The 22560-nt window shown below is 71.5% G+C and carries 18 protein-coding genes; 11 read left to right on the top strand and 7 right to left on the bottom strand.

All coding sequences use genetic code 11. The features are described from left to right. Positions 1-49 precede the first annotated feature (49 nt). Positions 50-1576, bottom strand: a complete 1527-nt coding sequence (locus tag ACZ7LY_RS05515; RefSeq protein ID WP_471623210.1) for a ricin-type beta-trefoil lectin domain protein — start codon at positions 1574-1576, stop codon at positions 50-52. Positions 1577-1712: 136 nt separating this feature from the next. Between ACZ7LY_RS05515 and ACZ7LY_RS05510 the strand changes: the two genes are divergently transcribed. The 4 genes from ACZ7LY_RS05510 to ACZ7LY_RS05495 all read left to right on the top strand — a co-directional run bounded on the left by ACZ7LY_RS05510 (position 1713) and on the right by ACZ7LY_RS05495 (position 7178). Then, complete coding sequence (locus tag ACZ7LY_RS05510; RefSeq protein ID WP_471623209.1) at positions 1713-3110, top strand: class II fumarate hydratase; 1398 nt, start codon at positions 1713-1715, stop codon at positions 3108-3110. A 394-nt stretch (positions 3111-3504) separates the two neighbouring features. Then, complete coding sequence (fomD, locus tag ACZ7LY_RS05505; RefSeq protein WP_471623208.1) at positions 3505-4170, top strand: cytidylyl-2-hydroxypropylphosphonate hydrolase; 666 nt, start codon at positions 3505-3507, stop codon at positions 4168-4170. A gap of 160 nt (positions 4171-4330) precedes the next feature. Continuing rightward, positions 4331-5023 (top strand): class I SAM-dependent methyltransferase, encoded by a 693-nt coding sequence (locus ACZ7LY_RS05500; RefSeq protein ID WP_471623207.1) that lies wholly within the window; start codon positions 4331-4333, stop codon positions 5021-5023. A 37-nt stretch (positions 5024-5060) separates the two neighbouring features. Then, a complete protein-coding gene (locus ACZ7LY_RS05495; protein WP_471623206.1) occupies positions 5061-7178 on the top strand; it encodes an ATP-binding SpoIIE family protein phosphatase in 2118 nt (705 codons plus the stop codon). Positions 7179-7270: 92 nt separating this feature from the next. On the opposite strand, the gene ACZ7LY_RS05490 is transcribed toward ACZ7LY_RS05495, so the two are convergent. Continuing rightward, complete coding sequence (locus tag ACZ7LY_RS05490; protein ID WP_471623205.1) at positions 7271-9517, bottom strand: transglycosylase domain-containing protein; 2247 nt, start codon at positions 9515-9517, stop codon at positions 7271-7273. A 315-nt stretch (positions 9518-9832) separates the two neighbouring features. Between ACZ7LY_RS05490 and ACZ7LY_RS05485 the strand changes: the two genes are divergently transcribed. The 5 genes from ACZ7LY_RS05485 to ACZ7LY_RS05465 all read left to right on the top strand — a co-directional run bounded on the left by ACZ7LY_RS05485 (position 9833) and on the right by ACZ7LY_RS05465 (position 15019). Next, entirely contained in the window at positions 9833-10780 is a 948-nt protein-coding gene (locus ACZ7LY_RS05485; RefSeq protein WP_471623204.1) for an SPFH domain-containing protein, read from the top strand. After that, positions 10726-10998, top strand: a complete 273-nt coding sequence (locus ACZ7LY_RS05480) for a type II toxin-antitoxin system antitoxin (RefSeq protein ID WP_471623203.1) — start codon at positions 10726-10728, stop codon at positions 10996-10998. The genes ACZ7LY_RS05485 and ACZ7LY_RS05480 overlap by 55 nt, the downstream gene beginning before the upstream one ends. A gap of 408 nt (positions 10999-11406) precedes the next feature. Then, positions 11407-11934, top strand: a complete 528-nt coding sequence (locus ACZ7LY_RS05475) for a PadR family transcriptional regulator (protein ID WP_471623202.1) — start codon at positions 11407-11409, stop codon at positions 11932-11934. After that, positions 11931-12617, top strand: coding sequence for an ABC transporter ATP-binding protein (locus tag ACZ7LY_RS05470; RefSeq protein ID WP_471623201.1), 687 nt, complete (start codon positions 11931-11933; stop codon positions 12615-12617). Before ACZ7LY_RS05475 ends, ACZ7LY_RS05470 begins: the two co-directional genes overlap by 4 nt. Then, complete coding sequence (locus ACZ7LY_RS05465) at positions 12614-15019, top strand: ABC transporter permease (protein WP_471623200.1); 2406 nt, start codon at positions 12614-12616, stop codon at positions 15017-15019. Before ACZ7LY_RS05470 ends, ACZ7LY_RS05465 begins: the two co-directional genes overlap by 4 nt. A 67-nt stretch (positions 15020-15086) precedes the next feature. On the opposite strand, the gene ACZ7LY_RS05460 is transcribed toward ACZ7LY_RS05465, so the two are convergent. After that, a complete protein-coding gene (locus tag ACZ7LY_RS05460; RefSeq protein WP_471623199.1) occupies positions 15087-16046 on the bottom strand; it encodes a LysR substrate-binding domain-containing protein in 960 nt (319 codons plus the stop codon). 132 nt (positions 16047-16178) lie between these two features. Between ACZ7LY_RS05460 and ACZ7LY_RS05455 the strand changes: the two genes are divergently transcribed. Beyond that, positions 16179-16733 (top strand): peroxiredoxin, encoded by a 555-nt coding sequence (locus ACZ7LY_RS05455; RefSeq protein WP_404217183.1) that lies wholly within the window; start codon positions 16179-16181, stop codon positions 16731-16733. Positions 16734-16739: 6 nt separating this feature from the next. Beyond that, on the top strand, positions 16740-17270 hold the full coding sequence (locus ACZ7LY_RS05450; protein WP_471623198.1) for an alkyl hydroperoxide reductase: 531 nt from the start codon (positions 16740-16742) through the stop codon (positions 17268-17270). 101 nt (positions 17271-17371) lie between these two features. On the opposite strand, the gene ACZ7LY_RS05445 is transcribed toward ACZ7LY_RS05450, so the two are convergent. The 4 genes from ACZ7LY_RS05445 to ACZ7LY_RS05430 form a co-directional block, all read right to left on the bottom strand. After that, positions 17372-18820: an AI-2E family transporter gene (locus ACZ7LY_RS05445; protein ID WP_471623197.1), complete on the bottom strand. Its 1449-nt coding sequence runs from the start codon at positions 18818-18820 to the stop codon at positions 17372-17374. A 163-nt stretch (positions 18821-18983) separates the two neighbouring features. After that, the gene (locus ACZ7LY_RS05440) at positions 18984-19703 is read right to left on the bottom strand and encodes an aggregation-promoting factor C-terminal-like domain-containing protein (protein WP_471623196.1); all 720 of its coding nucleotides are present in this window, start codon (positions 19701-19703) and stop codon (positions 18984-18986) included. A 408-nt stretch (positions 19704-20111) separates the two neighbouring features. Next, entirely contained in the window at positions 20112-21437 is a 1326-nt protein-coding gene (locus ACZ7LY_RS05435) for a PhoH family protein (RefSeq protein WP_471623195.1), read from the bottom strand. Between the two features lie 336 nt (positions 21438-21773). Beyond that, positions 21774-22547 (bottom strand): isoprenyl transferase, encoded by a 774-nt coding sequence (locus tag ACZ7LY_RS05430; protein WP_471623194.1) that lies wholly within the window; start codon positions 22545-22547, stop codon positions 21774-21776. Positions 22548-22560 lie beyond the last annotated feature (13 nt).

Genomic DNA, 22560 nt, shown 5'->3' with positions numbered 1-22560 from the left:
CCCCGCTCACCTCCGGGTGGGCGGGGCCGTCCGGCTTGGTGCGGGCGGGTCAGCCGGTGAAGTTCTGGCCGGCGGAGCCGTCGCAGGTCTGGAGGCGGACCGGTTCGCGGGCCGCCGCGTGGGTCAGGCACAGGGTGGTGGCGGAGGCGGGCCGGATGGTCTGCCCGGTGCGGACGAACTTCTGGTTGGCGCCGCCGTGGCAGTTCCACAGGTTGAGGGCGGTGCCGGCCTTGTAGGCGCTGCCGGGCACGTCGAGGCAGCGGTCCTGGGTGAGCCCGGTGATCAGGGTCTGGCGCGCGGTGTCGTACCACCACGTCTGGTTACGGGTGCCCGCGCAGTCCCAGCCGAGGACGCGGGTGCCGTTGGCGCTGTTGGAGCTGTCGGCGTCGAGGCAGTTGCCGGTCGCGGCGTTCTTGAGCGGCCGGTAGACGTCGTCCCAGGCGAGCGGGAACAGGGTGGGCTTGCCGGCCGAGTCGACGTCGGCGCAACTGGCTTCCTTCAGGCCCGAGGCGTAGAGCTGGGTCAGGCAGGACGCGAAGGCGGCGTGGCCCCGGGTGTTGGGGTGGAAGGACTGGCGCACGGAGTTCTCGTCGGGCAGGCCCGGCTTGGTGACGTCGATGAACAGGCCGCGCGCCCACGGGTCCTCGCTGCACACCTCGTGGCCCTGGAAGAGGCGCGAGTTGTCGAGGAAGGTGACGCCGGTGTCCTGGGCGGCCTTGCGCATGCCGCGCTCGAAGGCGGGGACGGCGACGTTGCGGCCCCAGGCGGTGTCGGAGTCGTAGCCCATGCCGCCGCAGACGAGCTTGCCGGGGAAGTTCGGGTTGTCGCGGAAGTCGGGGCCGATGGGGCTCGGGTAGCCCATGAGGACGAGCTTGTAGTCGCCGTCGGCGTATCCGGCGCCGCGCATGGTGGTGCGCAGGTCGCGGACGGTCTGCTCGACCTTGGGCACGAGCGCGTCCACGCGGGCCTGCCAGCCCGGCGCGTACTTGGACTCGCAGGGGCCCTGGGAGAGCAGATAGCGCTCGACGCAGTCGGTCATGACCGGGCCGAACTGGAGGTCGTCGTTGGCGCCCGCGACGAGCAGCACCATCTTGACCTTGGTGTTGCGGGCCTTCACGGCGAGGTTGTCGCTCTGGACGAGTTCGTCGGCGTACTGCTTGCTGCCGCCGATCTTGATGTTTCCGGTGTAGGCGCCGGAGCAGGCGACGTTGTACGTGACGTCGGCGGCGATGCCGGTGTGGTGGATGGCGGAGTCGGGAGAGCGGTGGCACCAGTTGTCGGGGCCGTTGGTGGGGGACTCGTAGGTGCCGACGCCCTCGCCGGAGATCTCGCTGTCGCCGAGCGAGACGAGCGAGGACTTGCGGTCGGCGAGCGGGCGCTCGGCGGGGTCGCCGTAGAGCTTGGTGGCCTCGGCGGCGCGGATCTTCTCCAGGTCGGGCGGGAGGGGGGTGCTCGCGGTGACCCCGGCGGTCGCGGGCTGGGCCGCGCTCACGGTGGGGGCCGCGAACCCGAGTACGGCGGCTGTCATCGCGACAGCGGCGGCCGTACAGCGGATTCTGGGTCTGGTGCGTTGCATGACGCCTCCCCGGCTTCGGTGTTACCCGAGGTATTTACTGGTGGGTAGGCGCGTTGGGAATAGCCAGAACAAGACAACTGCTCAACTTTTAGCGGCCCGCAGGCACAGTTCACGGCAATTCGGAGGTTTCGCGGCGATGACGAACGACGACACCACGTACCGGATCGAACACGACTCCATGGGCGAGGTACGCGTCCCGGCCGACGCCAAGTGGCGCGCGCAGACCCAGCGGGCCGTGGAGAACTTCCCCGTCTCCGGCCAGCGCCTGGAGCGCGCCCACATCGAGGCCCTGGCCCGCGTCAAGGGCGCCGCCGCCCGGGTCAACGCGCGGCTCGGCGTGCTCGACGAGGACATCGCGCGGGCCATCGCGGAGGCGGCGGACGAGGTCGCGGAGGGCCGCTGGGACGACCAGTTCCCCGTGGACGTCTTCCAGACCGGCTCGGGCACGTCCTCCAACATGAACACCAACGAGGTGCTGGCGACCCTCGCCACCGAGCGCCTCGGCCGCGACGTCCACCCCAACGACCATGTCAACGCCTCCCAGTCCTCCAACGACGTCTTCCCCTCCTCGATCCACATCGCGGCGACGGCCGCCGTCACCCAGGACCTCATCCCGGCCCTGGACCATCTGGCCGAGGCGCTCGAGCGCAAGGCGGCCGAGTTCGCGGACGTGGTCAAGGCGGGCCGTACGCATCTGATGGACGCGACCCCGGTCACGCTCGGGCAGGAGTTCGGCGGGTACGCGGCCCAGATCCGGTACGGCGTCGAACGGCTGAACGCCTCGCTGCCCCGGCTCGCAGAACTCCCCCTCGGCGGCACGGCCGTCGGCACCGGCATCAACACGCCGCCCGGGTTCTCCGCCGCCGTCATCGCCGAGGTCGCCCGCGTCACCGGGCTGCCGCTGACCGAGGCCCGCGACCACTTCGAGGCGCAGGGCGCGCGGGACGGCATCGTCGAGACCAGCGGGCAGCTGCGGACCATCGCGGTCGGCCTCACCAAGATCGCCAACGATCTGCGGTGGGCCGCGTCGGGGCCGCGCACCGGACTGGCCGAAATCAACCTGCCCGACCTCCAGCCCGGGTCCTCGATCATGCCGGGCAAGGTCAACCCGGTCGTCCCCGAGGCGACGCTCATGGTCGCGGCGCAGGTCATCGGCAACGACGCGACGGTGGCGACGGCGGGGGCCGCCGGGAACTTCGAGCTGAACGTGATGCTTCCGGTCATCGCCAAGAACGTCCTGGAGTCGATCAGGCTCCTCGCCAACGTCTCCCGGCTGCTCGCCGACCGGACGGTGGACGGGATCACCGCGAACCGGGAGCGGGCGCGGGAGTACGCGGAGTCCTCGCCGTCCATCGTGACGCCGCTCAACAAGTACATCGGGTACGAGGAGGCCGCGCGGGTCGCCAAGAAGGCGCTGGCCGAGCGGAAGACCATCCGGGAGGTTGTGCTGGAGGGCGGCTACGTGGAGCGGGGCGCCCTGACGGAACCCCAGTTGGACGATGCCCTGAACGTCCTCAACATGACCCACCCCTGACGCTCCGCTGGGAAAGGGACGCTGAGGTCAGCCTCCTCAGAGGCCCAACGCCGCTGCCACTTGAAGGCACGCTGAGACCAGCCCCGCCAGGGGCGCGGGGAACTGCGCGAGAAGCCCCACCGGGGCTGAACTGGACGTACAACATCAACGCACCCGGCGCTGGGTGCCGCCTTGCCCACCCGTGCCGCCCCAGGCGGCAGACTGCCCAAGGCGGCGGGGGCGCCGAAGAAGTGCCGGCGCTGGCAGCCCCGCCAGGGGCGCGGGGAACTGCGCGAGCGGCCACGACGCACCCGGCACTCTGGGGCGCTGCCCCAGCCCCCGCTCCTCAAGCGCCGGAGGGGCTGGGAGTTGGGGCCGAGGCCAACCCCGGGAACCCGGATCTAAGATCTGGCGCATGACCGATGACACCGGTGGGGGGCGCTGGGCACCCGGGGACCGGATTCTGTGGCGGTACCGCGCCAACGCCCACCCCGGCTTCCACATCTGCCGCCCCGTGACGGTCGTCCAGGACACCCCCGACCTCCTGGCCGCCTGGCTGGCCCCCGGCACGGAATGCGTACGCCCCGTCCTGGCCGACGGCACACCCCCGCACCGCGAACCCCTGGCCACCCGCTACACCCGCCCCCGCACCCTCGCCAGAGGCCACTGGTCAGGCACCGGCGTCCTGAAACTGGCCCGCCCGGGCGAGCCCTGGTCCGTATGGCTGTTCTGGGAGCAGGACTGGACCTTCCGCAACTGGTACGTGAACCTGGAAGCACCCCGCGCCCGCTGGTCCGGCGGCGTGGACTCCGAGGACCACTTCCTCGACCTGTCCGTCCACCCGGACCGCGACTGGCGCTGGCACGACGAGGACGAGTTCGCGCAGGCCCAGGCCGACGGCCTGATGAGTGCGGAGCAGGCCGCCGGGGTACGCGAGGCGGGACGCCGGGCGGTCGCGGCGATCGAGGCGTGGGGCCACCCGTTCGCGGACGGCTGGGAGCACTGGCGCCCCGACCCGGCGTGGCCGGTCCCGCCGCTCACGGAGGACTGGGACCGTACGCCCGCGCACGTGTCCTCATGAGACCCTTGATGCGCCCCCAGGGGGGAACCGTAGGATCTTCCTCCGCACGTGGGAACAGGGGCGCGTCGGGTCGCACGGGAAGCACCACGGGCGACGACGCCTGGCGCGCGCGCCAGGCCCGGCACCATGTCGACGAGGGCCATCGAGGGGCGGCAAGACCGTGAACGTGGGTGGAGCGGACAGGACGGACCGGTCGGTCGGTCCGCAGGGACCGGACAGGTCGGGACAGGCCGCCGCGTTCGACGCGATCGGCGCGCGCTACGACGAGGCGTTCCCGCACAAGGAGGGCCAACTCGCCGCCGTACAAAGGCTCCTGGAGGAGCTGGAGCCCGGCTCCCGGGTCCTCGACGTGGGCTGCGGCACGGGCGTGCCCACGGCGCGCCAGCTCGTCGAGGCGGGCCACGGCGTGGTCGGCGTCGATCTGTCCGCCGGCATGCTGGAGCTGGCCCGGAAGAACGTGCCGGGAGCCGAGTTCCGGCAGGGCGACGTCACCGCGCTCACCGCCGAAGGGCCGGACGGCCTGGGGACGTTCGACGCGGTGACCTGTTTCTTCACGCTGCTCATGCTGGGCCGCGACGAGATCCCCGGCGCGCTGCGGCGGCTGCACGCCCTGCTGCGCCCCGGTGGCCGATTGGCGCTGTCCATGGTCGAGGCGGACCTCGACGACACGGAGATCCCGTTCCTCGGGCACACGATCCGGGTATCGGGATTCCTGCGGGACGAACTGCACCAGGTCGTACGCGATACGGGCTTCGAGATCACCGGGGCGGAGACGTACGCGTACGCTCCCGCCAGCACGGACGCCCCACCCGAGCACCAACTGTTCCTCAACTGCCGACGCACTGGTCAGTGACACGGCGCGCAGCCCCGGACGGACGGAATCGACACGCGTGACGGAGCAACCGGCCTCGTATCGAGGCTCCTACGAAGGCGGCCACCACGGCACGGCGGCGGCTCGCCCCGCCGACCCCCGCGGGGCGCTCCGGCGTGCCCCGCAGGACGACCCGGCGGGCGCCACGCCCTCCGGCTTACCGGAACAGCCGCGCCGGCCCGCACCGCCGTCGGCCGCGGCCTCCTCGGCGTCATCCCCGTCCCCGTCGTCGGCGTCGTCCCCGTCGTCCCCGGCCTCGGACGCCCCGGCGGGTCCGCCGGGCGGCCAGGACCCCGCCGACGCCGAGCACTCCCAGCCCGAGGCGCCCTCCCCCGAGCCGGTGCGCCCCGCGGGCCCGCCGGACGGCACCGAGCGCCGCTCCGGCCTTCCGCGCCCCGCGGGTCAGCCGGCCGCGATGCGCCGCGACGGCGACCGGCTGCGGTTCGTGGGCGCCGCCACCCGGCGCATCGCGCGCGGCATGGACCTCGACGAGATCGTCATGGGGCTGTGCCGGGCGACCGTGCCCACGTTCTCCGACGCGATCCTCGTCTATCTGCGGGAGCCGCTGCCCGTGGGCGACGAGCGGCCCACAGGACCGATGGTGCTGCGGCTGCGCCGCTCGGACCGCATCCCCGACGCCGTGGACGACACCGAGACCGACAGCGGCCCGGGACCCGCGCCCGCGCCGGCCGCGCAGGCCGAACTGGCGGCGGGCTGCGAGGAATTGTGCGAGGTCCGCCTCGGCGGCGCGCTCGCCGAGGTGCTGCGCGGGGTGCGCCCGGTGTTCGCGGACGCCCCGGCCGCGCAGGGCGCGCTGCCCGAACTGCTGGGCGGGCAGCGGTCGTTGCCCACCGGCCGGCGCGCGATTCTCGCGCCGCTGCGCGGCAGGCGCCGGGTGATCGGCGCGGCCGTGTTCCTGCGCCGCCCGGACCGGCCCGCGTTCGACGCCGACGACCTGCTGGTCGCCGGGCAGCTCGCCACGCACAGCGCCCTCGGTATCGACAAGGCCGTCCTGTACGGGCGCGAGGCGTACATCGCGGACGAGTTGCAGCGGACCATGCTGCCCGAGACGCTGCCCCGCCCGACCGGGGTGCGGCTCGCCTCGCGCTATCTGCCCGCGGCGGAGACGGCGCGGGTCGGCGGCGACTGGTACGACGCGATCCCGCTGCCGGGCAGCCGGGTCGCCCTCGTCGTCGGCGACGTCATGGGCCACTCCATGACCTCGGCGGCGATCATGGGCCAGCTCCGGACGACCGCGCAGACGCTCGCCGGGCTCGACCTGCCGCCGCAGGAGGTCCTGCACCACCTCGACGAGCAGGCGCAGCGGCTCGGCACGGACCGCATGGCGACCTGCCTGTACGCGGTCTACGACCCGGTCTCGCACCGCATCACCATCGCCAACGCCGGCCACCCGCCGCCCGTACTGCTGCACCTGGGCGGCCGGGCCGAGGTGCTGCGGGTGCCGCCGGGCGCGCCGATCGGCGTGGGCGGTGTCGACTTCGAGGCCGTCGAGCTGGACGCGCCGGCCGGGGCGACGCTGCTGCTTTACACGGACGGGCTGGTGGAGTCGCGGCTGCGGGACGTGTGGACCGGCATAGAGCAGTTGCGTGAACGGCTGGCGGCGACCGCCCAGTTGACCGGCCCGGACCATCCGCCGCCGCTGGAGGCGCTCTGCGACGACGTGCTCGACATGCTGGGCCCCGGCGACCGGGACGACGACATCGCGCTGCTCGCCGCCCGCTTCGACGGGATCGCGCCGAGCGATGTCGCGTACTGGTTCCTCGACCCGGACGACGCGGCTCCCGGCCGGGCCCGGCGCCTGGCCCGCAGCGCGCTCGCCCGCTGGGGCCTCGAGGAGCTGTCGGACTCGGTGGAGCTGCTGGTCAGCGAGGTCGTCACCAACGCCGTACGGTACGCGTCGCGGCCGGTGACGCTGCGGCTGCTGCGGACGGACGTGCTGCGCTGCGAGGTCGGGGACGACGTGCCGCAGTTGCCGCGGCTGCGGCAGGCGCGCGCCACCGACGAGGGCGGGCGCGGCCTGTTCCTGGTGAACCGGCTGGCCCGGCGATGGGGCGCGACGCGCCTGTCGACGGGCAAGGTCGTCTGGTTCGAGCTGGCCCGCCCCGCAGGGGGCTGACGGGCCGCCGCCACGCGAGCGGGGCGCCACCGGGGGTCGGTCCCCGGTGGCGCCCCGCTCGCGTGGTGCCGGTCAGTTCGGCGTGGTGCCGGTCAGTTCCGCGCGCCGTTCTCCGCGTTGCCCGCCGGGTCGACCGGGTCGACGGGCACCCCGTCGCTCGGGCCGCCGGTGTCGGTGGGCCGGGTGGGCGGCGTGGACGGCGGCGTCGTCGTCGGCGTCTCGCTGGTGGGCGTACGGCTCGGCGTCGTCGGGGTGGTCGGCGGCGTCGAGGACGGCGTCTCGCTCGGCGTGATCGTCTCGGACGGCTCGTCGGACGGCGTCTGCGTCGGCGGCTGCGAGGTCGGCTGCACGCCCGCGCCCATCTCGGTGTCGAGGTCGAACTTGCTGTTGGCGGCGGCCGTGGCGAACGTGTACTGCGCCCAGATCCGGGCCGGGAAGCTGCCGCCGTCCACGCGGGGCAGGCCGCCGGCGCCGCGCATCGAGACGTGCGCGCCCTTCTCGGCGCCGCTCGCACCCTCACCGAACAGGCCGACCGAGGTGACCAGGTCCGGGGTGTAGCCGGTGAACCAGGCCGACTTGTTGTCGTCGGAGGTACCGGTCTTGCCCGCGACCTGCTGACCGTCGCGGGCCGGGTTGTCGCGGACCGACTTCTGGGCCGTACCGTCGTCGACCACGCCGGTGAGCACGGAGGTGACGGAGTCGGCGGCGGCGCGGCTGATGACCTGCTCGCCGATGGCGTTCGGCAGCTTCAGCTTCTCGCCCTGCTTGGACACGGACTTCACGATCTGCGGGGTGACCAGCTTGCCGTGGTGGTCGAGGGTGGCGTAGACGCCGGCCATCTCCAGGGGGCTCGCGCCCATCGTGCCGAGGGTCTGGGCGTAGAACGGCTTGAGGTCGGCGCTGTCCATGCCGAGCTTCTTGGCCGTCTCCATCACCTGGTCCATGCCGACGTCGGCGCCCATCTGCGCGAAGACGGAGTTGATCGACTTGTTCATCGCGGTCTGCACGGTGACCGGGCCGTAGCTGTGGCGGTCCTCGTTGGGCGGCGCGAAGCCGACCTTCTTGCCGTCGGCGACGACCTGCCTGCGGCTCGTGCCGTCGTAGATCGTGTCGGCGTCGATGGACTGCCCGCTCTGCGTCTTCGCGTTGGACTCCAGGGCCGCCGCGAGGATCAGCGGCTTGAAGGTGGAGGCGGGCTGGTAGTCGGTGCGCGTCGCGTTGTTCTGCCAGTGCTTGGTCAGGCCCTCGCCGCCGTACAGGGCGAGCACCTTGCCGCTCTTGGGCGCCACGGAGACGGCGCCGGCCTGCACGACCGCGTCCGCCTTGTTGCGCTTGCGGTCGAGGTGGTCGCTGAGCTGCTCCTTGACCGACTTCTCCAGCTGCTTCTGCTTCTTGCGGTCGATGTTGAGGGTGATCGTGTAGCCGCCCGCGTCGAACTGGGCGTCGGAGAGGTTCAGCTGCTTCTTGACCTCCGCCTTGGCGGCCTCGAAGAGATAGCCCTCCTGGCCCTTGAGCCCGGCGGCGGCCTTCGGCTCGCGCGGCGTCGGGAACGTCAGGCCCGCGCGCTCGCTCGCGCCGAGCCAGTGCTTCTCGACCATGTTGTCCAGTACGTAGTTCCAGCGGGCCTTGACCAGCCGCTTGCCGGTGTCCGTCGCGTTGGCCCAGTCGTACTGGTTCGGCGCCTGGAGGAGCGCGGCGAGGTAGGCGCCCTGGGAGACGCTCAGCCGGGAGGCGTCCTTGCCGTAGTACGCCTGGGCGGCGGCCTGGATGCCCCAGGAGCCGCGGCCGTAGAAGCTGGTGTTGATGTAGCCCGCGAGAATGTCGTCCTTGGACTTCTTGCGGTCCACCTTCAGCGAGATGACCAGTTCCTTCAGCTTGCGCGAGACGGTCTGGTCCTGCGTGAGGTAGTAGTTCTTGACGTACTGCTGGGTGATCGTCGAGCCGCCCTGCTTGCCCTTGCCGGTGAGCGTGTTGAGCACGCCGCGCGCGGTGCCGCGCAGGTCGATGCCCTTGTCCTGGTAGAACGACTTGTTCTCGGCGGCGACGAAGGTGTGCTGGACGGGCTTGGGTATCTCGGACAGATCGACGATCTCGCGGTTGACCTGGCCGGTACGGGCCATGGTCGAGCCGTCGCTGTACTTGTAGACGTTGCTCTGGAGCTCGGCTTCCGGGTTGCCCTCGGGGATGTCGATCACCATGTACAGCACGACGAACGCGCCCATGATCAGCAGTACGACCCCGAAGAAGGCACCCAGCAGCTTCTTCCAGGTGAAGAAGCGGCGTATGCCCGACGGCCGCGACGCGCGCCTGCGCGCCATTCTTGCTTCCGCTCGGCCCATGACCTCAGTTGCTCCGCTTCTCGCTTCGACCATTTCGCCGTACGCCGGACGACGTACTCACCGTGCTCACTGTGCTCACTCGTGCTCACCCGTGGCGAATCAGCTCCGATCAGCTCATGAAGCTAACACCGTCACTTAAGGCAAAACCCTGCCGTTCCGGGCATTTCCGGACGTGACAATCAGCACCTGCCCCATGGGAACCGACGATCCAGGGAGGCGGATGGTTGCCAGGGGCGTCAAAGTGATATCACTTTGATAGAGCAGGTTCGGGCCACTGGAGGCACGAACCGCCAGTTCACAGAGACGGGGACCGAAATGACCGAGACGGACACCACATCCGCGGACACCGCACCTGACGTACCGGCGATGCCGAAGGCGCGCGTGCGCGAGTTCACGGCCCACAGCATCGGTGGCGGGCTCGCCCTGCTGCTCGGGCTGATCGGCCTGCTGGCGGGCGTCGCGCTGGTCGGCATCGGCTCGACCTCCTCCGCCGGCGACGCGGCCAAGGCAGCGCTCGTCGTGTGCGGGATCCTCCTCGGGATCGCCTCGCTGTTCGCCATGGGCGGGCTGAACATGGTGGCGCCCGGCGAGGCGCGGGTCGTGCAGCTGTTCGGCCGCTACCGGGGCACGATCCGCGAGGACGGGCTGCGCTGGGTCAACCCGCTGACCAGCCGCACCAAGGTCTCCACGCGCGTACGCAACCACGAGACCGCCGTCCTCAAGGTCAACGACGCCTACGGCAACCCGATCGAGCTGGCCGCCGTCGTCGTCTGGAAGGTCGAGGACACCGCGCAGGCGACATTCGAGGTGGACGACTTCCTGGAGTTCGTCTCCACGCAGACCGAGGCGGCCGTACGGCACATCGCCATCGAGTACCCCTACGACGCGCACGACGAGGAGGGCCTGTCGCTGCGCGGCAACGCGGAGGAGATCACCGAGAAGCTCGCCGTCGAGCTGCACGCGCGCGTGGAGGCGGCCGGCGTGCAGATCATCGAGTCCCGCTTCACGCACCTCGCGTACGCGCCCGAGATCGCCTCGGCGATGCTTCAGCGGCAGCAGGCGGGGGCGGTCGTCGCCGCGCGGCGGCAGATCGTGGACGGGGCCGTCGGCATGGTCGAGGACGCGCTCACCCGGATCACCGAGGAGGGGTTCGTCGCGCTGGACGAGGAGCGCAAGGCCGTCATGGTCAGCAATCTGCTCGTCGTCCTGTGCGGGGATCGTGCGGCGCAGCCGGTGGTCAACACGGGGACGCTCTACCAGTGACGCCGGCGTCGCGGCCGCGTAAGCAGGTCTTGTTGCGGCTTGATCCCTCGGTGTACGAGGCGGTTGCTCGGTGGGCCGGGGAGGATCTGCGGTCCGCCAACGCGCAGATCGAGTTCCTGCTGCGCAGGGCGCTCACCGAGGCGGGCCGCCTCCCCTCCGACGCGGGTCCGCTCCCGCGCCGAGGCCGCCCCCCGGCTCCGCCGCCCAACGAGAACTGACCTCCCCTACTTCTCCGGCGCCGCTAGGTAGGTGGGTGGGTGGTCCCGCCCGGTGGACATCCTCGGCTTTCGTCGTGGCCGCTCGCGCAGTTCCCCGCGCCCCTTCGGTGCGCACTTCGTGCGCTACCTCCATCCGGGGAGGCAGGGGCGAAGCCCCGCCTCCGGGGACTACCGGGGGAGGCTGGGGCGTAGCCCCGCCTCCAGGGGCGCGGGGAACTGCGCGACCAGCCCGCCACCGGCCGAAAGATGACCACCCGCCCCAGGGGGCAGCGCCCCGTCAGGGGCGCGGGGAACTGCGCGAGAAGCCCCACCCACCCGAGGGCGGAGAACCGCACCCAAAGGCGCCCCTCGGGGCTTATACACCCCGGGTATACAGCGCGGGTATACACGCCGTGTACAGTGGCCGCCATGTCCATCGGCCACACCCTCCTCGGCTTGCTCGAATCCGGCCCCCGCCACGGATACGACCTCAAGCGCACCTTCGACGAAACCTTCGGTCACGACAAGCCGCTGCACTACGGGCAGGTCTACTCGACCATGTCCCGCCTCCTGAAGAACGGCCTCGTCGAGGTCGACGGCATAGAGGCGGGCGACGGCCCCGAACGCAAGCGGTACGCCATCACCGAGGCCGGCATCACCGACGTACAGCAGTGGCTGGCGACCCCGGAGAAGCCGGAGCCGTACCTGCAGTCCACGCTCTACACGAAGGTCGTCCTCGCGCTGCTGACCGAGCGCGACGCGGCCGAACTGCTCGACGTGCAGCGCGCCGAACACCTGCGGATGATGCGCATCCTGACCGACCGCAAGCGCAAGGGCGACCTCGCCGACCAGCTCATCTGCGACCACGCCCTGTTCCACCTCGAAGCGGACCTGCGCTGGCTGGAACTGGCCGCCGCCCGCCTCGACCGGCTCGCCGCGGAGGTGCGCCCCTCATGATTCCCGCCGGTTCCCTGCTGACCGCCCGCGATCTGCGCAAGTCCTACGGGCCCACGCCCGCGCTCGACGGCGCGTCGTTCACCATCCACGCCGGCGAGGTCGTCGCCGTCATGGGCCCCTCGGGCTCGGGCAAGTCGACCCTGCTGCACTGCCTCGCCGGGATCGTCACTCCGGACGCGGGCACGATCACGTACGACGGGCGCGACCTGACGGCGATGTCGGACGCCGAGCGCAGCGCGCTGCGCCGCACGGAGTTCGGCTTCGTGTTCCAGTTCGGCCAGCTCGTCCCCGAGCTGACCTGCGTCGAGAACGTGGCGCTCCCGCTGCGCCTGACCGGCGTCAAGCGCAAGGACGCCGAGCGCCGGGCGCTGCTGTGCCTGGAGAAGCTGGAGGTCGAGGGGCTCGCCCGCAAGCGCCCCGGCGAGGTCTCCGGCGGCCAGGGCCAGCGCGTGGCCGTGGCCCGTTCGCTGGTCACGAACCCGCGCGTGCTGTTCGCCGACGAGCCGACCGGCGCGCTCGACTCGCTCAACGGCGAGCGCGTGATGGAGCTGCTCACCGAGGCGGCCAGGGGCGCGGGCACCGCCGTCGTCCTCGTCACGCACGAGACCCGGGTCGCCGCCTACTCCGACCGCGAGATCGTCGTCCGCGACGGGCGCGCGCGGGACATGGAGCCGGCCCGATGACCCTCCTCGACGACCGCGCGAGCGCCGCCCCGCGCGCCCAGGCCCCGGAGACGAGCGGGGCCCGGGCCCGGCTGCGCGACCTCGCGCTCGGCCTGCGCTTCGCCGCGTCCGGGGGCCGCGAGGGCTGGATACGTACGCTGCTGACCGCGGTCGGCGTCGGCCTCGGCGTGGCGCTGCTGCTCGGCGCGGCGTCCGTGCCGGACTTCCTGGCGCACCGCGACGACCGCGCGACGGCCCGCATGGCCCCCGAGGGCTCCCTCGCGCGGGCCACCGACCGGACCGTCGTCTACGCGGACGGCTCCTCCGACTACCGCGACAAGTCCGTGGGCGGCTACCTGCTGCGCGCGGAGGGCGCCCATCCGGTGCTGCCGCCGGGCGTCGACACCTTCCCCCGCCCCGGCGAGATGATCGTCTCGCCCGCGCTGAAGAAGCTCCTCGACTCCGACGAGGGCAAGCTGCTGCGCGAGCGCTACGACTACGAAATCGTGGGCACGATCGGCGAGTCCGGCCTGACCGACCCGTTCGACCTGTACATGTACGCGGGCGACGGCAAGCTCGTCGCCGGGGAGAACGGCGCCCGCGTCGACCGCTTCGGCGCCCGGCCGATGAGCGACGCCGCCAGCCCCTCGCTGGTGCTGCTCGTGGTGCTCGCGTGCGTGGTGCTGCTCATACCGGTCGGCATCTTCATCGCCACGGCCGTACGGTTCGGCGGTGAGCGGCGCGACCGGCGGCTCGCGGCGCTGCGGCTGGTCGGCGCGGACGCCCGGATGACGCGGTGGATCGCGGCGGGCGAGGCGCTGTTCGGCACGCTCGCCGGGCTCCTCGTGGGCATGGGGGTGTTCCTCGCGGCCCGCCAGCTCTTCAACGTCGTACGCATCTACCGGCTCTCCGCGTTCCCGTCCGACTTCACGCCCTCCCCCGCGCTGGCCGTGCTGATCATGCTCGCGGTGCCGGCCTCCGCGGTCGCGGTCACCCTGTTCGCGCTGCGCTCGGTGGTCATCGAGCCGCTGGGCGTGATGCGCCGTGGCCGGACCCGCTCGCGCCGGCTGTGGTGGCGGCTGCCGATGCCGGTGATCGGCATCGCCCTGCTGCTGACGTCGAACGCGGAGGACTCGCTCGGGACGGGCGGTGTCGTCCATGTCACCGCGGGCATCGCGCTCACCCTGGTCGGCCTGGTCGCCGTACTGCCGTGGCTGGTCGAGGCCGTCGTGCACCGGCTGCGCGGCGGGGCGGTCCCGTGGCAACTGGCCACCCGCAGGCTCCAGTTGAACAGCAGCGGCGCCACCCGCGCGGTGGCCGGGATCACGATCGCCGTCGCGGGCGGCATCGCGCTCCAGATGTTCGTCGTCGGCATCGACGCCGACTTCAAGAAGCTGACCGGCGAGGACACCCGGCGCGCCCAGCTCGGCGCCACCGCCGACGTGGCGAGCGGCGACCTGGCGGCGCGCATGGTGCGCGAGTTCGGCGCGACGCCGGGCGTGAAGCGGGTCGTCGGCACGGTCGGCACCTCGGCCAGCCCGGCGAACGGCAAGCCCGACGCGGACGGGTACGTGCCCGGCGTCTCCCTCGCCGTCGGCTCCTGCGCCTCGCTGCGCGAACTGGCCCGGATCGAGAGCTGCCACGACGGCGACACGTTCCGCGTGGGCGCCTCGCACGACCAGGACTCGGACGCACTGCTGAAGCGGGTCGCGGTGCCCGGCACCCGGCTCACCGTCGACGACGGCAAGGCGTACCTGCCCGGCCGCAAGGACCAGCCGCCGGTGCGCTGGACGCTGCCGAAGGACGCACGGACGGTCGCCTCGCGGCGCGACCCGGCCGGCAACTACTTCGGCGGCATCCTCACCACGCCCGGCGCCCTCGACCCGGCCACGCTGCACACCGCCTCCACACAGGCGCAGGTACAGGTCGACGAGAGCGTGCCGGACGCGTACGACCGCGTGCGCAACGCGGGGTTCCGGATGGACCCGAGCATGCACATGTGGACGTTCCAGATGGTCCAGGAGGACCGGCACTACTCCAGCATCCGGACCGGCCTGTTCACGGCCGCCGCGCTGACGATGACGCTGATCGCGGCGTCGATGCTGGTCTCCCAGATCGAGCAACTGCGGGAGCGCAAGCGGCTGTTGTCGGTGCTCGTCGCGTACGGCACCCGGCGCTCCACGCTCGCCTGGTCGGTGCTGTGGCAGACGGCGATCCCGGTGGCGCTCGGCATGGCGCTGGCCGTCGTGAGCGGGCTCGGGCTCGGCTGGCTGATGCTGCGCATGGTCGGCAAGCCGGTGAGCGACTGGCTGCTGTTCGCGCCGCTGACCGGGGTGGCCGGCGCGCTGATCGCGGCGGTCACGCTGCTGAGCCTGCCGGCGCTGTGGCGCCTGATGCGGGCGGACGGCCTCCGCACGGAGTGACCCCCGGCCCGCGCCGCCCGGCCACCGCCCCGGAGCCGACCCGGCCCGGAACCGACCCGGCCCGGCGTCAACCGGTGGCGGTGGCCGGGCAGATGGTCACCGGCAGATGCCGCAACGCCCCGCGCAGCGCCCGCGCCAGCTCCTCGTACTCGGCACCGCGTGCCGCGCCGGCGCGCATGGCGAGGGCGACGCGGCGGGTGGGCGCGGGGTCGGCGAAGTAGCCGGTGAGCAACTGACTGCTGCGGCTGGTCTCCACGGCGACGGCGGTACGCGGCAGCAGCGTCACCCCGAGCCCGCCCGCGACGAGCTGGACGAGGGTGGCGAGTCCGGCGGCGGTGGTGGTGACGGGCGCGTCGGCGCGGCCCGCCTCCCGGCAGATGTCGAGGGCCTGGTCGCGCAGGCAGTGCCCCTCGTCGAGCAACAGCAGGTTCAGCTCGCGCAGCGCGTCGCGCGGGATGCCCTCGCGCCCGCCGAGCCAGTGGTCGAGCGGAGTGACGAGCACGAAGTCCTCGTCGAACAACGGCAGTTCGGTCACCCCCGGCACCCCGAGCGGCACGGCGAGCAGCAGCAGATCGAGGCGGCCCGCGGCGAGCCCGTCGACCAGCGAGGACGTCTGCTCCTCGTGCACCTGGAGGTCGAGGTCCGGGTAGCGCTCGTGCACGAGGCGCAGCACGGCGGGGAGCAGATACGGCGCGACGGTCGGGATGACGCCGAGGCGCAGCACCCCGGTGAAGGGCGCCCGCACGGCCTCGGCGTCCTCCACGAGCGCGCCGACCGCGTCGAGCACGGCCCGGGCGCGCTGCGCGATCCGCTCCCCGGCCGGCGAGAGCAGCACCTTGCGTGTCGTACGCTCCAGCAGGGTCACCCCGAGCGTCTCCTCCAGCGCGGAGACGGCGCCCGACAGGGCGGGCTGGCTCATTCCGATCGCGGCGGCGGCGTCGCGGAAGTGCAGCTGCTCCGCGACAGCGGCGAACGCTCTGAGCTGCGCGAGACTCGGCTGTCTGCGCTTTCCGTTCTGTACGGCCACTGATAGCCACCTCCGATCAACACGACCGAGTCTAGCTATTTCCATAATCAATGCACTCTGTGCCACGATCGGAACCAGTCCAACCCATGGAAAGGTCCCCAAAAGGGGCGTTTCTAGTTGCAAGGAGTACGTGTGCTCACTGTCGGTGACAAGTTCCCCGAGTTCGACCTGACTGCCTGTGTCTCGCTGGAGAAGGGCAAGGAGTTCGAGCAGATCAACCACAAGACGTACGAAGGCAAGTGGAAGATCGTCTTCGCGTGGCCCAAGGACTTCACCTTCGTGTGCCCGACCGAGATCGCCGCGTTCGGCAAGCTGAACGACGAGTTCGCCGACCGTGACGCCCAGATCCTCGGCTTCTCCGGTGACTCCGAGTTCGTGCACCACGCCTGGCGCAAGGACCACCCGGACCTGACCGACCTGCCCTTCCCGATGCTGGCCGACTCGAAGCACGAGCTGATGCGTGCCCTCGGCATCGAGGGCGAGGACGGCTTCGCGCAGCGCGCCGTCTTCATCGTGGACCAGAACAACGAGATCCAGTTCACGATGGTGACCGCCGGCTCCGTCGGCCGTAACCCCAAGGAGGTCCTGCGGGTCCTCGACGCCCTCCAGACGGACGAGCTGTGCCCGTGCAACTGGAGCAAGGGCGACGAGACCCTGGACCCGGTCGCGCTGCTCTCGGGCGAGTGATCTGACATGGCCCTCGACGAACTGAAGTCCGCCATACCGGACTACGCCAAGGACCTGAAGCTCAACCTGGGCTCGGTCATCGGCAACTCGGACCTCCCGGCGCAGCAGCTCTGGGGCACCGTCCTCGCGACCGCCATCGCCTCCCGCTCGCCGCGCGTCCTGCGCGAGCTGGCGCCCGAGGCCGAGGCGAACCTGTCGCCCGAGGCGTTCCAGGCCGCCAAGTCGGCCGCCGCGATCATGTCGATGAACAACGTGTTCTACCGCACCCGTCACCTCCTCTCGGACGACGAGTACGGGACGATGCGCGCGGGCCTGCGGATGAACGTCATCGGCAACCCGGGCGTCGACAAGGTCGACTTCGAGCTGTGGTCCTTCGCCGTCTCCGCGATCAACGGCTGCGGCATGTGCCTCGACTCGCACGAGCAGGTGCTGCGCAAGGCCGGGGTCGAGCGGGACGTGATCCAGGAGGCCTTCAAGATCGCTTCGGTGATCCAGGCCGTGGCCGTCACCCTCGACGCCGAGGACGTCCTCGCGTAAGGGACACACCCCTCGCGCGAGCGGCATACGGGAAAGAGCCGGGCCCCGACGCACCACGCGTCGGAGCCCGGCTCTTTCCCGTATGCGGGGGCCGGGGCCGGCTACTCGTCCTGCCCGGGCTCCTGCCGCGGCTCCCGGGCCTCCCGGGACTCCTGAGGCTCCTGGGCTCCCCGCGACTCCTGCGGCTCCCGCGACTCCTGCGACTCCTGCTGCTCCTGTCGGGACGGGGCCGACGAGGACGCCGTCGCGCCGCGCGGCACGGGCGTCTGCCGCAGCGTCTCGCCGCGCGACCAGGCCCGTAGATACCCGACGACCGTGTTCGTCACGGCCACCAGCGGGACCGCGACGACCGCGCCGCCGATGCCGGAGACCATGCCGCCCGCCGCCACCGACAGCACGACCGCCAGCGGATGCACCCGCACGGCGCGGCCGAGGATGAACGGCTGGAGGATGTGCCCCTCGATCTGCTGCACGGCGAGCACCACGACCAGCACCATGAAGGCCGTGAACACGCCCTGCGTCACGAGCGCCACGACCACCGCGAGCGCCCCCGACACCACCGCGCCGACGAGCGGGATGAACGCGAACAGGAAGATGAACACGGCCAGCGGCACCGCCATCGGTACGCCGAGGAAGAAGATGCCGAGGCCGATGAAGATGGCGTCGATCAGGGCGACTATGACCGTGCCGCGCACGTACGCGGTCAGCGTCCGCCACGCGCGCGGGCCCGCGCCCGCGATGCCGGGCCGCGCCTGCGCCGGGACCAGCTTGAGCGACCACTCCCAGATGCGGCGGCCGTCGTAGAGCAGGAACAGCGTCGAGAACATCGCCAGCAGGATGCCGGTCATCGCCTCGACGATGACGGTGACGCCTTCGAGACCGGCCGAGGTGATCGACTCGGTGTTGGCGCCGACCGCCTCGCGCAGCGACTTGGCGATGTCGTTGATCTGGTTGTCGGTGACGTGGAAGGGGCTGTTCAGCAGCCACTTGCGCAGTTCGTCGATGCCGTCCTGGAGCTGGCTGGAGAGCGTGTCGATGTTCTCCTGGACCTGCCAGACCACGAACCAGCCGACCAGGCCCATGATGACGAAGCCGAGGATCGCGGTGAGCGCGGTGGCGAGCCCGCGCGGCACCCCGCGCCGGCGCAGCCGCGCCACGGTCGGCTGGAGCAGCGCGGTGATCAGCAGCGCCGCGACGAACGCGAACACCACGAGCTGCACCGAGCTGATCACCTTCATCAGCACCCACAGGGCGCCCGCGAGGATCAGCAGCCGCCAGCCCGCCTCGGCGGCGACCCGCAGCCCCCAGGGCACGGCGGCGGCCGGCTCGGGGCGCGCGGCGACGGCCGGGGCGTACGCGGGCGGCGCGGGTACCCGGGCGTCCTCGTGCCCGTGCTCGTCCGGGGGCTCATGGCCGGGCGGCGGCCCGTGGTCCTCGTGCAGATCCTCGGCGTCCGCCCGCTCGGCCTCGGCGCGGCGCTCGTCGAGGCGCTCGCCGACCTTGCTGATTCCGGCACCGACCCGGCCGAGCCAGCCTGGCACTCTCGACATCATCCGTCCTCTTGTTCCCCCGCGGGCTCCGCCCGCGTGCACCGACCACTCCCCCGAAGCCTGTGGCTCCGACCGTACCTCGTGAACGGCCCGAGCCCCCCACCGTCGGGACGGTGAGGGGCTCGGAAAAGCCACAACGGCGCGGCGGGGCGCCGTCGATGACCTAGTACCAGTGGTTGGCCTGCCAGAAGGTCCAGGCCTCGCACGGGCTGCCGTAGCGGCCGTTCATGTAGTTGAGACCCCACTTGATCTGCGTCGCGGGGTTCGTCTGCCAGTCCGCGCCGGCCGACGACATCTTCGAGCCGGGCAGGGCCTGGAAGAGACCGTAGGCGCCCGAGGAGGCGTTGACGGCCTTGTAGTTCCAGCTCGACTCGTTGTTCACGATGCTGCTGAAGCACTGGAACTGACCGGAGGGCACCATCTGGCGCGCCATGGCCTGGATCTGGGCGACGGAGTAGGAACCCTGGGCCGCGAAGCTGCTGGCGTCGCGGGTCGCGGAACGGCTGGCGGCTTCCTTCTTCTTGGCCTCCGCGCGCTCCTTGGCCTCCTTCTCCGCCTTGTCCTTGGCGTCCTGGGCGGCCTGCTGCTTGGCGATCGCGTCCTCGGCGGCCTTCTTACGGGCCGCCTCCTCCGCGGACTTCTGCGCAGCCGTGTCGGCGGCGATGGCCTGCGTCTGCGCCTGCTGCTGCAGCGACGAGGTCTGGACCTGCGCCTGCTGGCCGGCAGGGATGTCTGCGAGGAGGGTCGCGCCGCTCGCCGTGGCTTCAGCGGCCTCGTTCGAGGGCTGACCGGTGCTGCCCGAGGCAACACCCACGACGGCGCCGACAGTGGTGACCGCGGTGGCCGAGGCCACTGCGAATCCCCGGACCGAAATCCGGCTCACACGGTTTCCTTCCAGCGTCGCCCGCTGTGGTGTGACCCTCGCGGACGCAATCGTGCCCCTGACACTGGCCTCCCAACTGACGGGTCACGGGAGGCACGGGCCCGGTGGGCAACTCCCTCAGGGAGAGCGCCGCGTGGTGCTCGGGCGGCATACGACGTTCGTTATGGAGTTCGAGCCGCGGCTGGTGCCACGGTGCAGCCATAGAGCTGGGGGTACAGATGTGTCGTATGCGGGGCCTGACAGGACCGTGACTCTGCCGTATCCGTACGCCGCGAGGCAATTCTGTCCTGCGTGGGAAACGTCACACCTCGTTTGTCCTAAGCGATTTACGGAAATGCTCGCACGCCGAGACGCCGCCCGGCTAAGCTCTCTCGCTTTGCCGGACGGCGCCAAGTACCGCGAAACGGGCTAGATCTGACCGTCTTCCAGCATTTCGGTCACCAGGGCGGCGATCTGCGACCGCTCCGAGCGCGTCAGCGTGACGTGCGCGAACAGCGGATGACCCTTCAGTTTCTCGACGACGGCGACCACTCCGTCGTACCGGCCGACCCTGAGGTTGTCGCGCTGGGCCACGTCGTGGGTGAGCACGACACGCGAGTTGGCCCCGATGCGGGACAGGACGGTCAGCAGCACGTTGCGTTCGAGGGACTGGGCCTCGTCCACGATGACGAACGCGTCGTGCAGCGAGCGGCCCCGGATGTGCGTGAGCGGCAGGACCTCCAGCATGCCGCGCGCGGTGACCTCCTCGATGACCTCGCGCGAGGTGACCGCCGAGAGGGTGTCGAAGACGGCCTGCGCCCACGGCCCCATCTTCTCGGCCTCGCTGCCCGGCAGATAGCCCAGTTCCTGCCCGCCGACCGCGTACAGCGGACGGAAGACCATCACCTTCTTGTGCTGCCGGCGCTCCAGGACCGCTTCGAGGCCCGCGCACAGGGCGAGCGCGGACTTGCCGGTGCCCGCCCGGCCGCCCATCGAGACGATGCCGACGTCCGGGTCGAGCAGCAGGTCGAGCGCGATGCGCTGCTCGGCGCTGCGCCCCTTGAGGCCGAACGCCTCCCGGTCGCCGCGCACCAGCCGTACGTTCCCCTCGGGCGTGACGCGGCCGAGGGCCTTGCCGCGCTCGGAGTGGATCGTCAGGCCGGTGTGCACGGGCATGTCCGCCGCCTCGGGCACGTAGACGCTGTCCTCCTCGAACAGCAGATCGACCTGCTCGGCGGGGAGCGTCAGTTCGGACATCCCGGTCCAGCCGGAGTCCGTGATGGCGAGTTCGGCGCGGTACTCCTCGGCGAGCAGGCCCACCGAGGACGCCTTGATCCGCAGTGGCAGGTCCTTGGAGACGACGGTCACGTCGTATCCCTCGGCCTGCAGATTGCGCGCGACCGCGAGGATGCGCGAATCGTTGTCGCCCAGCCGGTAGCCCGAGGGCAGGACGCTGGGGTCGGAGTGGTTCAGCTCGACGCGCAGCGTGCCGCCCAGGTCGCCGGTGGGGATCGGGGCGTCCAGTCGTCCGTGCCGGATGCGGTAGTCGTCCAGCAGGCGCAGTGCCTGCCGGGCGAAGTAACCGAGCTCCGGATGCTGTCGCTTGGCCTCCAACTCCGTGACCACGACGACGGGCAGCACCACTTCGTGCTCGTCGAATCGGGTCATGGCGTTCGGATCGGCCAGCAGGACGCTGGTGTCGAGAACATAAGTGCGCCGGTCGGGCTTGCGAAGGCGCTTGTTGCTGGTCACCACGGAAGGACGTACCCCCTCGGATGAGGTCGGGGAGCGACGGAGGGAATGCTGGGCCGGGAGAACGGGAGAGACTCGCCGGTCGACGGCCGCGCTGCGCGGGCCGAGAGCCGGCCCTCCAAGTCGTCTTCCGCGCGGGATCTCGCGCGGTCGTCCTGGTGCAAAGGGCCTCCCGGGCGGACGGCCCCGTGCCGTCCGCTGAGATCCGGCGTCCGTGGTTCGGACGCCGACCTGGAAGGCTTATTCCCTCTTCCACGCGCGGCCATGCCAGGGCATATGACGGCGCGTGTGTTAACTCCTGGTGACCCTCGTACGTCCCGTATCCGGGGTGACGGGTCCTCAGCCGCCGAAACGCCGGTGCCGCGCGGCGTAGTCGCGCAGGGCGCGCAGGAAGTCGACCTTGCGGAACGCGGGCCAGAAGACGTCACAGAAGTAGTACTCGGAGTGCGCCGTCTGCCACAGCATGAAGCCCGACAGGCGCTGCTCGCCGCTGGTGCGGATGACGAGGTCCGGGTCGGGCTGGGCGCTGGTGTAGAGGTGCTTGCCGATGAGGTCGATGTCGACGGCCTCGGCGACGTCCTCCAGGGACTGCCCCTTGTCGGCCGCGTCGAGCAGCATCGAGCGGACGGCGTCGGCGATCTCCTGCCGGCCGCCGTAGCCGATCGCCACGTTGACCAGTATCCCGTCGTTGTGGGCGGTGGCCTCCTCGGCCTCCTTGAGCACCGTCTGCATGCCGCCGGGCAGGATGTCGGTGGCGCCCACGTGGTGCACGCGCCAGCGGCCGTCGGCGGCGAGCGAGCGGACGGTGTCCTCGATGATGCCGAGCAGCGGGCCCAGTTCCTCCTGGGCGCGGTCGAAGTTGTCCGTGGAGAGCAGCCACAGCGTGACGACCTCGACGTCCGTCTCGCTGCACCAGCCGAGGAACTCCTCGATCTTGTCCGCGCCGGCCCGGTGGCCCTGGGCGGTGGTGGAGCCGGCGGCCTTCGCCCAGCGCCGGTTGCCGTCCATGATGACCCCGATGTGCCCCGGCACCTGATCGTGGTCCAGGTGGCCTTCCACCCGGCGCGCGTACAGCCTGACCAGCAGGCCGCGCAGCCTGTCGCGCAGGTTCACGGTCTTTTTCGCC

The sequence above is a fragment of the Streptomyces sp. NPDC107550 genome (assembly GCF_055639095.1).
The sequence above is the reverse complement of the archived record's forward strand: the minus strand, read 5'-3'. Positions and strand labels throughout refer to the sequence as shown.

Coding starts and splice junctions, on each gene's coding strand:
- ACZ7LY_RS05515 (WP_471623210.1), bottom strand. CDS start 1,576: ATGCAACGCACCAGACCCAGAATCCGCTGTACGGCCGCCGCTGTCGCG.
- ACZ7LY_RS05510 (WP_471623209.1), top strand. CDS start 1,713: ATGACGAACGACGACACCACGTACCGGATCGAACACGACTCCATGGGC.
- fomD (WP_471623208.1), top strand. CDS start 3,505: ATGACCGATGACACCGGTGGGGGGCGCTGGGCACCCGGGGACCGGATT.
- ACZ7LY_RS05490 (WP_471623205.1), bottom strand. CDS start 9,517: ATGGGCCGAGCGGAAGCAAGAATGGCGCGCAGGCGCGCGTCGCGGCCG.
- ACZ7LY_RS05485 (WP_471623204.1), top strand. CDS start 9,833: ATGACCGAGACGGACACCACATCCGCGGACACCGCACCTGACGTACCG.
- ACZ7LY_RS05475 (WP_471623202.1), top strand. CDS start 11,407: ATGTCCATCGGCCACACCCTCCTCGGCTTGCTCGAATCCGGCCCCCGC.
- ACZ7LY_RS05470 (WP_471623201.1), top strand. CDS start 11,931: ATGATTCCCGCCGGTTCCCTGCTGACCGCCCGCGATCTGCGCAAGTCC.
- ACZ7LY_RS05465 (WP_471623200.1), top strand. CDS start 12,614: ATGACCCTCCTCGACGACCGCGCGAGCGCCGCCCCGCGCGCCCAGGCC.
- ACZ7LY_RS05450 (WP_471623198.1), top strand. CDS start 16,740: ATGGCCCTCGACGAACTGAAGTCCGCCATACCGGACTACGCCAAGGAC.
- ACZ7LY_RS05445 (WP_471623197.1), bottom strand. CDS start 18,820: ATGTCGAGAGTGCCAGGCTGGCTCGGCCGGGTCGGTGCCGGAATCAGC.